This window comes from Streptomyces sp. NPDC058457, assembly GCF_042720695.1.
In the GTDB taxonomy this organism is placed as follows: domain Bacteria; phylum Actinomycetota; class Actinomycetes; order Streptomycetales; family Streptomycetaceae; genus Streptomyces.
Window position 1 is genome coordinate 76,601 of the sequence record NZ_JBHXLU010000002.1, and the last position, 11,517, is coordinate 88,117.

The 11,517-nt window shown below is 71.0% G+C and carries 13 protein-coding genes; 10 read left to right on the plus strand and 3 right to left on the minus strand.

Translation table 11 applies throughout. The annotated features are described in order from the left end of the window. The first annotated feature begins 12 nt into the window (after nt 1–12). The 7 genes from ybeY (at nt 13) to ACFWPS_RS02270 (ending at nt 6,342) form a co-directional block, all read left to right on the plus strand. Entirely contained in the window at nt 13–510 is a 498-nt protein-coding gene (gene ybeY / locus ACFWPS_RS02240; protein WP_383699927.1) for an rRNA maturation RNase YbeY, read from the plus strand. Nucleotides 511–525: 15 nt separating this feature from the next. Next, a complete protein-coding gene (locus ACFWPS_RS02245; RefSeq protein ID WP_383699929.1) occupies nt 526–1,827 on the plus strand; it encodes a hemolysin family protein in 1,302 nt (433 codons plus the stop codon). After that, nucleotides 1,824–2,183 carry an MmcQ/YjbR family DNA-binding protein gene (locus ACFWPS_RS02250; protein WP_383699931.1) on the plus strand — a complete coding sequence of 120 codons (360 nt, stop codon included), beginning with the start codon at nt 1,824–1,826 and terminating at the stop codon, nt 2,181–2,183. The genes ACFWPS_RS02245 and ACFWPS_RS02250 overlap by 4 nt, the downstream gene beginning before the upstream one ends. 158 nt (nt 2,184–2,341) lie before the next feature. Then, entirely contained in the window at nt 2,342–2,692 is a 351-nt protein-coding gene (locus ACFWPS_RS02255) for a cytidine deaminase (protein WP_383699933.1), read from the plus strand. A 511-nt stretch (nt 2,693–3,203) separates the two neighbouring features. Beyond that, entirely contained in the window at nt 3,204–3,695 is a 492-nt protein-coding gene (locus ACFWPS_RS02260) for a hypothetical protein (RefSeq protein ID WP_383699935.1), read from the plus strand. A gap of 151 nt (nt 3,696–3,846) precedes the next feature. After that, nucleotides 3,847–5,181: a beta-xylosidase gene (locus tag ACFWPS_RS02265; RefSeq protein ID WP_383699937.1), complete on the plus strand. Its 1,335-nt coding sequence runs from the start codon at nt 3,847–3,849 to the stop codon at nt 5,179–5,181. A 96-nt stretch (nt 5,182–5,277) separates the two neighbouring features. Beyond that, a complete protein-coding gene (locus ACFWPS_RS02270; RefSeq protein ID WP_383699939.1) occupies nt 5,278–6,342 on the plus strand; it encodes a WxL protein peptidoglycan domain-containing protein in 1,065 nt (354 codons plus the stop codon). On the opposite strand, the gene ACFWPS_RS02275 is transcribed toward ACFWPS_RS02270, so the two are convergent. Together ACFWPS_RS02275 and ACFWPS_RS02280 are read right to left on the minus strand one after the other, a co-directional pair. Further along, nucleotides 6,236–6,574: a P-II family nitrogen regulator gene (locus tag ACFWPS_RS02275; RefSeq protein ID WP_383699941.1), complete on the minus strand. Its 339-nt coding sequence runs from the start codon at nt 6,572–6,574 to the stop codon at nt 6,236–6,238. The two genes, ACFWPS_RS02270 and ACFWPS_RS02275, sit on opposite strands and share 107 nt — an antisense overlap. Beyond that, complete coding sequence (locus ACFWPS_RS02280; RefSeq protein WP_383699943.1) at nt 6,571–7,881, minus strand: ammonium transporter; 1,311 nt, start codon at nt 7,879–7,881, stop codon at nt 6,571–6,573. The genes ACFWPS_RS02275 and ACFWPS_RS02280 overlap by 4 nt, the downstream gene beginning before the upstream one ends. A 144-nt stretch (nt 7,882–8,025) precedes the next feature. On the opposite strand from ACFWPS_RS02280, the gene era reads away from it, so the two are divergent. Both era and ACFWPS_RS02290 read left to right on the plus strand, forming a co-directional pair. Further along, nucleotides 8,026–8,994 carry a GTPase Era gene (gene era, locus ACFWPS_RS02285; RefSeq protein WP_383699945.1) on the plus strand — a complete coding sequence of 323 codons (969 nt, stop codon included), beginning with the start codon at nt 8,026–8,028 and terminating at the stop codon, nt 8,992–8,994. A gap of 138 nt (nt 8,995–9,132) precedes the next feature. Beyond that, a complete protein-coding gene (locus tag ACFWPS_RS02290; protein ID WP_383699947.1) occupies nt 9,133–9,672 on the plus strand; it encodes a hypothetical protein in 540 nt (179 codons plus the stop codon). Here the strand turns inward: ACFWPS_RS02290 and ACFWPS_RS02295 are convergent. Continuing rightward, the gene (locus ACFWPS_RS02295) at nt 9,660–10,520 is read right to left on the minus strand and encodes a helix-turn-helix transcriptional regulator (RefSeq protein WP_383699949.1); all 861 of its coding nucleotides are present in this window, start codon (nt 10,518–10,520) and stop codon (nt 9,660–9,662) included. The two genes, ACFWPS_RS02290 and ACFWPS_RS02295, sit on opposite strands and share 13 nt — an antisense overlap. Nucleotides 10,521–10,642: 122 nt before the next feature. Here ACFWPS_RS02295 and ACFWPS_RS02300 point away from each other — a divergent pair, with 122 nt between their 5' ends. Beyond that, nucleotides 10,643–11,500 carry an NAD-dependent epimerase/dehydratase family protein gene (locus tag ACFWPS_RS02300; protein WP_383699951.1) on the plus strand — a complete coding sequence of 286 codons (858 nt, stop codon included), beginning with the start codon at nt 10,643–10,645 and terminating at the stop codon, nt 11,498–11,500. Nucleotides 11,501–11,517: the final 17 nt, after the last annotated feature.

Genomic DNA, 11,517 nt, shown 5'->3' on the forward strand with positions numbered 1-11,517 from the left:
AAGCACAGCGCCATGTCGATCGACGTCAACAACGAGTCCGGAACCGAGGTCGACGAGCAGGCGATCCTCGACATCGCCCGCTACGCCCTCGCGCGGATGCGCATCCACCCGCTCTCCGAGCTCTCGGTGATCGTCGTGGACGCCGACGCCATGGAGCAGCTGCACATCCAGTGGATGGACCTGCCCGGTCCGACGGATGTCATGTCCTTCCCGATGGACGAGCTGCGGCCGCCGTCGAAGGACGAGGAGGAGCCGCCGCAGGGGCTGCTCGGCGACATCGTGCTCTGCCCGGAGGTCGCCGCCAGGCAGGGGGCCGAGGCCGACACCCAGCACTCCATGGACGAGGAGCTCCAGCTGCTCACCGTCCATGGCGTGCTGCACCTGCTCGGCTACGACCACGAGGAGCCCGACGAGAAGGCCGAGATGTTCGGCCTGCAGGCGGCCATCGTGGACGGCTGGCGCGCGGAGCAGGGCCTGACCGGCCCCTCGCCGGCGCCGACGGTCTCGTAGGCGGGTCGTCCTCGCATGAGTCCGCAGATCGTCCTCGGCGCGATCGCCCTGGTCGTCGTCGCCTGGCTGGCCGCCTGCGCCGAGGCAGGCATCGCCCGTGTCTCCACCTTCCGAGCCGAGGAGGCCGTGAAGTCCGGGCGGCGCGGCAGCGCCAAGCTCGCCCAGGTCGCCGCCGACCCCACCCGCTACCTCAACGTGGCGCTGCTGGTCCGGGTCGCCTGCGAGATGGCGGCCGCGGCACTGGTCACGTACGCCTGCCTCCAGGAGATCCCGACCACCTGGCAGGCGCTGCTCGCCGCGATCGGCGTGATGGTGCTCGTGTCGTACGTCGCCGTCGGCGTCTCCCCGCGCACCATCGGCCGCCAGCACCCGCTGAACACGGCGACCGCCGCCGCGTACGTCCTGCTGCCCCTGGCCCGCATCATGGGCCCGATCCCGTACCTCCTCATCCTCCTCGGCAACGCGCTCACCCCCGGCAAGGGCTTCCGGCGCGGCCCGTTCGCCTCCGAGGCCGAACTGCGGGCCCTGGTCGACCTCGCCGAGAAGGAGTCGCTGATCGAGGACGAGGAGCGCCGGATGGTGCACTCGGTCTTCGAGCTGGGCGACACCCTCGTACGGGAGGTCATGGTCCCGCGCACCGACCTCGTCGTCATCGAGCGGTACAAGACGATCCGGCAGGCGCTCACCCTGGCGCTCCGCTCGGGTTTCTCCCGGATCCCCGTCACCGGGGAGAGCGAGGACGACATAGTCGGGATCGTGTATCTGAAGGACCTGGTCCGCAAGACGCACATCAGCCGGGAGGCCGAGTCCGACCTTGTCTCCACCGCGATGCGGCCCGCGTTCTTCGTGCCCGACACCAAGAACGCCGGCGACCTGCTGCGCGAGATGCAGAAGGAACGCAACCACGTCGCCGTCGTCATCGACGAGTACGGCGGCACGGCCGGGATCGTCACCATCGAGGACATCCTGGAGGAGATCGTCGGCGAGATCACCGACGAGTACGACCGTGAACTCCCGCCCGTCACCGACCTCGGCGACGACCGCCACCGGGTCACCGCCCGCCTCGACATCACGGACCTCGGCGAGCTGTACGGCCTGGAGGAGTACGACGACGAGGACGTGGAGACCGTCGGCGGCCTGCTCGCGAAGGCCCTCGGCCGGGTGCCGATCGCCGGTGCCTCCGCCCAGGTCGAACTCCCCGACGGCCGCAGGCTGGCCCTCACCGCCGAGTCGGCCGCGGGCCGCCGCAACAAGATCGTGACGGTACTGGTGGAGCCGGTTCCGGCGCCCGGCGACGCGAAGGACGACCCCGAGTGACCCCGGACCAGCTCCGAGCCTTCTGCCTCTCCTTCAACGCGGCCGAGGAGGACTTCCCCTTCAACCCGGACATCTCGGTCTTCAAGGTGCTCGGCAAGATGTTCGCGCTGAGCTGGATGGACGCGGAGCCCCTCAAGGTCAACCTCAAGTGCGACCCCGAGGACGCGGTGCGGCTGCGCGGCGAGCACGAGGGGCTGATCGCCCCCGGCTACCACATGAACAAGCGGCACTGGAACACCGTGACCGTGGCCGGCGACCTCCCCGAGCGCCTGGTGAAAGACCTGATCGAGGACTCGTACGACCTCGTCGTCGCAGGCCTCCCCAAGGCGGAACGGCTGCGCCTGGACCGGCCGTGAATCCGGTTGCCCGCCGGGAGGGGGCCGGGATGCCGACCGACCCGGGCGGGCGTTGCACACGGCTGTACGGAGTCAGACGGTCCATGCCCTCGACTGACTCCGTCCCGGGAGCGGGGGAGGAGAGCAGGGGTGGTCCGGGTTGTTCGTATGCTCGGGGCATGACCGAGAGCAGCGCGCTTGATGCCGAGGACCGCAAGATCGTCACCCTGGCCCGCTCGGCCCGGGCCCGTAACGGGGTGCCCGAGGGGGCGGCCGTACGGGACTCCACGGGCCGTACGTATGTGGCGGGGACCGTGGAGCTGGCCTCGCTGAAGCTGAGCGCGCTGCGGACGGCGGTGGCGATGGCGGTGGCGTCGGGGGCGGAGTCGCTGGAGGCGGCGGCGGTGGTGAGTGAGGCCGGGGAGGTGGGGGCGGCGGACCTGGCCGCCGTGCGGGATCTTGGGGGGCCGGGGACGCGGGTGCTGCTGGCCGGGCCGGACGGGGAAGTGCGGCTCACTGTCCCCGCCTGATTTTCCGCCCACCCGCCCACCCGACTCGCTCTTCTGAGAAGCGAGGACTTGTCTGACTCCGTCGGGTGAGGGGGTGGGGGAGTGGGGGCGGCTGAGAAGCGAGGACTTGTCTGACTCCGTCGGGGAAGGGGCGCGGTGGGTTGACTGGGGGTGGCTGGGGGTGCGTGGGTGGGTGCGGGTGGTGTGTGGCTGGTCGCGCAGTTCCTCCCCCAGCCTTCGGCCGGGGGTACCCCCAGCGCCCCTTTGGGGCGGCTGTGCTGGTCCCACCTGAAAGGGGCGCGGGGAACTGCGCGACCAGCCCCCACGCGCCCGCAGTCGTACACGTACCGCCGCCCCCTCCCCGTACTCGGCCAAATTTCAACCTTGTAGGTCTGTGTCGCTCGCGCATCAATGGGACCGTAAGTTCCGACGGACCGTCAGATTCGGCCCCGCGGTGTGTCCGCACCCACCCGGACCGGGGTCGCCATTCCCACATGGCATTCCCACGTAACGGGAAGGGAGCCCGATCCCCATGAAACGAACAGCCACCGGTGCGGCACTCGCGGCGGGGGCCCTCGCCGCCACGGCGTTGGCCTTCGCGCCCACGGCATCCGCCGCCGTCACCCCGACCTCCGCCACCATCACCGCCAGCTGCGGCCTCTTCGGCGGCGGCTCGGCCACGCTCACCGCGACCCAGACCAGCAACACCACGGCCACCATCGAGCTCACCTCCAGCGCCATCACCACCCCGCTGGCGCTGTCGGCGAACAGCATCACCTCCACGCTCACCATGACCAACTCCACCGGTGCCAACCGGGTCTTCAGCGGGACCGTGAACCCGGCCATGGCGGCCGGTGCCTCCGTGGACATCGGCCCGCTCCCCGGCACCGTGGCCGTCGGCGACAGCCTGGACTTCTACCAGGGCTCGCTGAAGATGGTCGTCTTCGGCATCACCGTCACCTGTACGGCGAGCGACCACCAGCAGACAGGGCCGTTCGTCTTCACCACGTACACCGGCTCGTAGGGCGAGCGGTTCGTTCCGGATGCCGCAGAAGCTGATGAACCGTCAGGTTTCTGCGGCATCTCCATTGACTTCTCACGCGGCCTCCACATCAATGGCCCCCTGTCGGCGCAGAGGAGCCGCTGCGCCCGCAACCCTCAGGAGGGGGGCAAACATGGGTTCACCCCCAGAATCACGAAGATCCCGACGGTGGCGCTGGATCTCACTGTTCGGGGCGACCGCGCTCGCGGTCACGGCGGGTGGCGCGCTGGCCTGCCCGGCCGGTGCCGCCGGGACGAACGTCGACTTCGCCACGCACTGCATCCCGCCCGCCGTCGCGGGCCTTCCGCCGATCGACGGCACCACCACGGCCAACATCTCGGTGGACAACACCAGCCCCAAGGTCGGCGACACGGTCACCGTGACCTACACCGTGGTCACGCCCGCCGCCAACAACCCCACCGCCCTCGCCCTGCCGGCCGACATCATGACGCCGACGGGGAAGGTCGCGTTGGGCGGGGCGCAGACCGGTGATGTGACGGTGACCGGGCCGAAGAAGAACGATCCGGTGCCGGGGTACGGGACCTTCCCGTCGTTCTCCATGACCGGGACGTTCACCGTCACCTCGCCGGGCGCCATCACGCTCTCGCCCGGCGACTACAACATCCACACCAGCTACATCCTGGAGCTGGACACCCCGTGCACGGTCACCAACCCGCCCGCCCCGGTGTCGGAGACCGTCACGGCGACCTCGACCACCCCGGTCAACAACCGTGCCATCAGCCTGGACAAGGCCTCCGGCAACCCCGGTGACAGCGTGACCGTCAGCGGGCAGAACTTCACGCCGGGGGCGACCGTGACCCTCGCCGGACGGTCCGGGGACACCCAGACCGCCGACACGGCGACGGCCACCGCGGGCTCCGACGGTTCCTTCAGCGCGCCCATCGTCGTCAACGACAAGACGACGACCGGGATCGTGGCCTATGAGGGGAGCGCGTGGAGCAGCGATGCGGGGGCGGGGCCTGCCGCCTACGTCGTCAACGACACCACGCCGGTGCCCGACGGGAGTCAGAAGCTGACGACCACCGTCAAGGCGGGCACCCTGTCCATGTCCCAGGCCGGGGACTCCGTCGCACTGTCGGCGGTCGACTTCGGTCAGGGCGGGGCGTCCACGGGCAGCCTGCAGACCGTCACCGTCAAGGACTTCCGTGGCGGGCCGGCCGGCTGGTCGCTCACCGGCAAGGTCACCGACTTCACCGGTCCCGGCGCCAAGATCGATGCCGGGAAGCTCAGCTGGACGCCGAGCTGTGCGACCAAGTCGGGCAGCCCCAGCACGTGTGCGGCCGGCTCGGCGGGCACCGTCGGCAGTTCCGGAGCGACCCTCGCGTCGACCCCGGACGCCACGCTCACCGGCGGTGAGTTCACGGTCGGCGCCGGACTCTCCCTGGACGTACCGGCGTTCACGCCTCCGGGGTCGTACTCCGGAGTCCTGACCCTGACGCTCACCTGAGCCGACTGCCAGCTCAACTCCCTTGTGGCGACCGGGCTTTCGAACAGTGAGAGACCCGGTCGCCACCGACCCGCTTCCGACCGGGGGTCCGCACCCATGCGTCGCGCCAAGCCGTATGTCCTCCTCCTGAGCCTGATCCTCGGCGTCCTCTGCACGGCGGGTCCCGCGCGCGCCGCCGACAACGGCAGCTGGTCCGTCTACCCGGTCGCCTCGAAGATCGCGGCGCGGCCGTACTTCTACCTCTCCCTCGATCGCGGGCAGACGATCACCGACAAGGTGGCCGTCGCCAACAAGACCGGCAAGCCGCTCACCTTCCGGCTGTACGCGGCCGACGCCTACAACACCGCACGGGACGGCGGCTTCGCCGTCCGGACGGTGAAGGAGAAGATGCGGGGGGTGGGGGCCTGGGCGAAGATCGGGAAGGCGCGGGTGACCGTGCCGCCGCACAAGACGGTCACGGTCCCGTTCACGCTGCATGTGCCGAAGGGCGCCGAGCCCGGTGACCATCCCGGGGCGATCGTCGCGCTGGACGAGAAGGTCGATCCGGGGGCCGGATCCCTGGCACTCGGCGTGCAGCGGGCCGTCGGCGCCCGCGTCTATCTGCGGGTGAGCGGGCCGACGCTCCCGGCCCTCACCGTCGAGAACGTGCACATCAGCCATCACCAGCCGCTCGTGCCCGGCCTCGGCGACAGCACGGCGACGATCTCCTACACCCTGCACAACACCGGGAACGTCACCCTGGACCCGAAGGTGCGGCTGCGTGCCAGGGGCCTGTTCGGCCGTACGCTGCTCAGCCGCGACCTCACCGGGGTCCCCTCCCAGCTGCTGCCGGGGGAGCGGGTCAAGCTCACCGCACGCTGGCGGGACGCACCCCAACTCGACTGGGGAAAGGTGACGTTGACGGCCAGCGCGGCCGGCACCGAGGAGTCGGCGAGCGCGTCGTTCCTCGCGCTGCCGTGGCTGGTGCTGATAGTGGTCTTCGTCGCCGGGGCGGTGGCCGGTGCGCTGTTCGCCCGGACGCGGCGGGGCCGGGGGAAGCCGTTCCCCCCGCTGTTCAGAGGGCGTCGGGGCCGCGCTCGCCCGTCCGTACCCGTACGACCGTCTCCACCGGCACCGCCCACACCTTCCCGTCCCCGATCTTCCCCGTCTGCGCGGCCTTGACGACCGCCTCGATCACGGGCTCGGCGTCGGCGTCCTCGACGACGACCTCGATCCGGACCTTGGGGACCAGGTCGACGCGGTACTCGGCGCCCCGGTACACCTCGGTGTGGCCGTGCTGCCTGCCGTACCCGCTGGCCTCGGTCACGGTCAGGCCGCGCACGCCGAGCTCCTGGAGCGAGGTCTTCACCGCGTCGAGGCGGTAGGGCTTGACGATCGCGGTGATGAGCTTCATGCCTGGGAATCGACCTTCTGGGCGGTGGGGACGACGGAGTGGGCGACCGGGGCGCCGTGGCCCAGGACCCCGTGATCGTAAGCGGTCTCGGCGTGCACCGTAAGGTCCAGGCCGGTGTGCTCCTGGTCCTCGGCCGCCCGGAAGCCCATCGCCTTGTCGAGCAGCCTGCCGATGCCGTACGTCACCGCGAACGCGTACGCCGCGACGGCCACGACCGCCACCGCCTGCCTGCCGAGCTGGCCGAGCCCGCCGCCGTAGAAGAGGCCCTCGGCGCCGCCGGTCATGGCCTTCTCGGCGAACAGGCCGATGAGGAGGGTGCCGATGATTCCGCCGACCAGGTGGACGCCGACGACGTCGAGCGAGTCGTCGTAGTCCAGCTTGAACTTCCAGCTCACGGCGTACGAGCAGACCACGCCCGCGGCGAGGCCGACGACGAGGGCGCCGAGCAGGGAGACCGAGCCGCAGGATGGGGTGATGGCGACCAGGCCGGCGACCGCGCCGGAGGCCGCGCCCAGGGTGGTGGGGTGGCCGTCGCGCTTCTGCTCGACGAAGAGCCAGCCGAGCAGGCCGGTGCAGCCGGCGGCGAGGGTGTTCAGGAAGACGGCGGCGGCGAGGCCGTTCGCGCCGAGCGCGCTGCCCGCGTTGAAGCCGAACCAGCCGAACCAGAGCAGACCGGCGCCGAGGATCACCATCGGCAGGTTGTGCGGCCGCATGGCGTCCTTCTTGAAGCCGAGCCGCGGGCCGAGGACCAGGCAGAGGGCGAGACCGGAGGCGCCGGAGGTGATCTCCACGGGCAGGCCGCCGGCGAAGTCGAGGGCGCCGAGGTGGTGCGCGATCCAGCCACCCGGGCCCCATACCCAGTGCGCGACGGGAACGTATACGAGCAGCGCCCAGACGGGGACGAACACCAGCCAGGCCCCGAATTTCGCCCGGTCCGCGATCGCGCCGCTGATCAGCGCGGCCGTGATGATCGCGAAGGTGAGCTGGAAGGTGGCGAAGAGCAGGGTGGGGACGGTGCCCTGGACGCTGTCCGGGCCGAGGCCGCGCATGCCCGCGTGGGCCAGGTCGCCGAGGAGCCCGGCCCCGATGTCGTCGCCGAAGGCGAGCGTGTATCCGCCCGCCAGCCACACCACCGTGACCAGCGCGATCGACACGAAGCTCATCATCAGCATGTTGAGGACGCTCTTCGTGCGGACCATGCCGCCGTAGAACAGGGCCAGCCCCGGGGTCATCAGCAGGACCAGGGCGGTCGCGGCGAGCAGCCAGGCGGTGTCACCGGTGTCTGCGTGCGCGGCGGAGAGGAACACGGGCGTCTCCAACGTCGGGTCGGGGCTCGTCAGAGGGTCACCGGTCCTGGTTTCCGGTTGCGTACAGCTGTGTTTCCGTGACGTTTCGTTGCGCCTGGGTTACCGAAATCTCACGGTGCGGCGGGGCGTGTTGGATCAGGGAGAATGGGGGCCATGAGCGTTCGCAGCCAGTCAACCGAGCCGTCGGAATCGTCGAAGGCCGCCCACCGGGCGGGCTTCGCCTGTTTCGTCGGACGCCCCAACGCGGGCAAGTCCACCCTCACGAACGCTCTGGTCGGGCAGAAGGTGGCGATCACCGCGAACCAGCCGCAGACGACGCGGCACACGGTGCGCGGCATCGTGCACCGGGAGGACGCCCAGCTGATCCTGGTCGACACCCCGGGTCTCCACAAGCCGCGCACCCTGCTCGGCGAGCGGCTCAACGACGTGGTCCGCACCACCTGGGCCGAGGTGGACGTGATCGGCTTCTGCCTCCCGGCGAACGAGAAGATCGGTCCGGGTGACCGCTTCATCGCCAAGGAGCTCGCGGGGATCCGCAAGACCCCCAAGGTCGCCGTCGTCACCAAGACCGACCTCGTCGACTCCAAGACCCTCGCCGAGCAGCTGATCGCCATCGACCAGCTGGGCAAGGAGCTCGGCTTCGAGTGGGCCGAGATCGTCCCGGTCTCGGCGGTCGGGGACAAGCAGGTGCAGCTGCTGGCCGACCTGCTGGTGCCGCTGCTCCCGGAGGGCCCGGCCCTCTATCCCGAGGGCGACCTGACCGACGAGCCGGAACAGGTCATGATCGCCGAGCTGATCCGCGAGGCCGCCCTGGAGGGCGTCCGCGACGAGCTCCCGCACTCCATCGCGGTCGTCGTCGAGGAGATGCTCCCGCGCGAGGACCGCCCCGCCGACAAGCCCCTCCTCGACATCCACGCCAACCTCTTCATCGAGCGCCCCAGCCAGAAGGGCATCATCATCGGCCCCAAGGGCAAGCGCCTGAAGGAGGTCGGCATCAAGAGCCGCAAGCAGATCGAGGCGCTGCTGGGCACGCCCGTCTTCCTGGACCTGCATGTGAAGGTGGCGAAGGACTGGCAGCGGGATCCGAAGCAGTTGCGGCGGCTGGGTTTCTAGGGGCCGTTCGGTACCCGCGGTGCGGTCGGTTCCGGAAGGGGCCCCTGTGCCGCGATGGACTGCTCCCCTGCGCACAACCTTCCGGAAGGCCGTCGGTCTAAACAGGCACACACCTACGCGAACTACCGGGGGGTAGCCATGCGACGGATAGGTACTGCACTGGCGGCGATGATGTTGGCGGGCGGCGGCCTGCTGGCCGGCACGGCTCCGGCGGTGGCCGCGCCGACGGCCGTGGACTGTGCCGTGACGTGGGGAAGCCTGGACAAGACCGGTGACGCTGTCGCCGGCAGGCGGCTGACCGACGTGCGGACCGGACAGCACGAGTGCTACGACCGGCTGGTCTTCGACGCCCAGGGCACATCGGCAGAGCCGATCGGCTACACGGTCCGCTACGTCGACGTACTGCACCAGGACCCGTCCGACGTCGTCGTTCCGATCAAGGGCGGCGCCATCCTGGAGATCTCGCTGTTCGCCCCGCGCTACGACCCGGCGACCGGACAGCCCTACCCGTCACTGCCGTCCGTCGACGTCACCGGGTACCGGACCTTCCGGGAGTTCAAGGTCACCGGCGGCTCCGAGGGCTACACCCAGGCGGGCCTGGGCGTCCGCGCCCGGCTGCCGTTCCGGGTCTTCCAGACGGCCAACCATCTCGTGGTGGACGTGGCTCACACCTGGTGATCCCGTACGGCCGCGCTCATGTCCTGCAGCCCCACCACCCGTAGCAGTTGCAGGCGCTCGTACGACTCCGTGCCCGGGCGGGCCGTGTGGATGACGAGGTGCTGGTGGGTGTCGGTGTTGATGAGGACCTCGCAGTCCAGTTCCAGGAGGCCGACGGACGGATGGAGGAAGCGCTTCGTCGTCGCGCGGCGTACCGCCACCTCGTGTTCGGACCACAGGCGGGCGAACTCCTCGCTTCCTGCGAGGAGTTCGGCGACGAGGGCGGCCGGGACCGGGTCGGCGGGGCGGGCGGCGGCCACCGCCCGGAGGTTGGCCACGTGTTCGCGGGCCCGTGCCGGGCGGTCCTCCGGCGGGAAGACGCCGTGCACCGACGGGTCCAGGAAGTAACGGCGGAGCAGGTTGCGTTCGCGCGGCGGGCGGGCCAGCACGTCGCCGCTCAGCGCCCGTGACAGGGCGTTCTGGGCCAGGACCTCGCCGCAGTCGGTGGTCACCAGTGCCGGGGTGTCGTGCAGCCGGTCCAGGACCAGCAGCAGCCCCGGGCCGACATGGGTGCTGGTCGCCTCCCGGCGCGGGGGTTCCTCACCGGCCAGGTGGAACAGGTGGTCCCGTTCGTCCTGCGTCAGGCGCAGCGCGCGGGCCAGCGCGGTCAGCATCTGGCGGGACGGGCGCGGGCCCCGGGACTGTTCGAGGCGCGTGTAGTAGTCGGCGGACATGCCGGCCAGCGAGGCCACCTCCTCGCGCCGCAGCCCGGGGGTGCGCCGCCGGGCGCCGGGCGGCAGACCCACGTCGGAGGGGTCCAGGCGGGTACGGGCGTGGCGCAGGAAGTCGGCGAGCTCGGGGCGGTTCACCTCTCCAGGGTGGCCCGGGGCGTCCGGCTTATCCAGGGACTGCCGGTCCCCGGATCGGGAGGTCTCTCCCGGTGGCGGAGGACCGGGGCGAGGGTGAGGGGACCAGAGCGAAGGAGAAGGTCATGATCACTCTTGTCACCGGGGCGACCGGTCAGGTCGGGCGGCGGCTCGTGCCGCGGCTGATCACACAGGCCGAAGGGGACGAGCGGGTAAGGGTGCTGGTGCGGGACGCGGCCCGCGGGGAGCCGTTCGCCGCGCTGGGTGCCGAGGTCGCCGTCGGCGACCTGCGGGACGAGGAGGCGCTCGGCAAGGCCGTCGCCGGGGCGGACGCCGTCGTGAACGTCGCCGCCGCCTTCCGCGGGGTGCCGGACGAGGATGCCTGGGCGGTCAACCGGGACGCGGCGGTGGCCCTCGGGCGGGCCGCGCTGAGCGCCGGTGTACGACGGTTCGTGCAGGTCAGCACCGGGAACGTGTACGGATCCGGGCGCGGCCGCCCGCTCACCGAGGACGACGAGAGCCGGCCCGGCGGCGCGATGTGGGGCGCGTACCCCGAGTCCAAGGCGGCCGCCGAGCGGGAGCTGCTCGCCCTGGCGGGCGGCATGGAGGTGCGGATCGGGCGGCTGCCGTTCGTCTACGGCGAAGGGGACCCGCACATCGCGAACGCGCTGCCCTGGGCCGCGCGCTGGGCCCCCGCGCAGCGGCTCCAGATGGCCCACCACGCGGACGTCGGGCAGGGGCTGATGCGGCTGCTGTACGCCCCCGCGGTGAACGGCCCGGTCTACAACATTGCCGACGACGCGCCCGTCACGACCGTGGAGCTGTACCGGCTGGCCGGCGTCGAGCCGCCCGAGGACCTGTCCACCGGTACCGACCGCGACCCCTGGCACGGGATCATGTCGAACCGTAAGATCCGCCGGGATCTCGGTTTCCGGCCGATCTACCCGAGCGCCTGGACGGCCCGGGACGCCGGAGCCCTGTAGGACCGGACCGAGCGCTC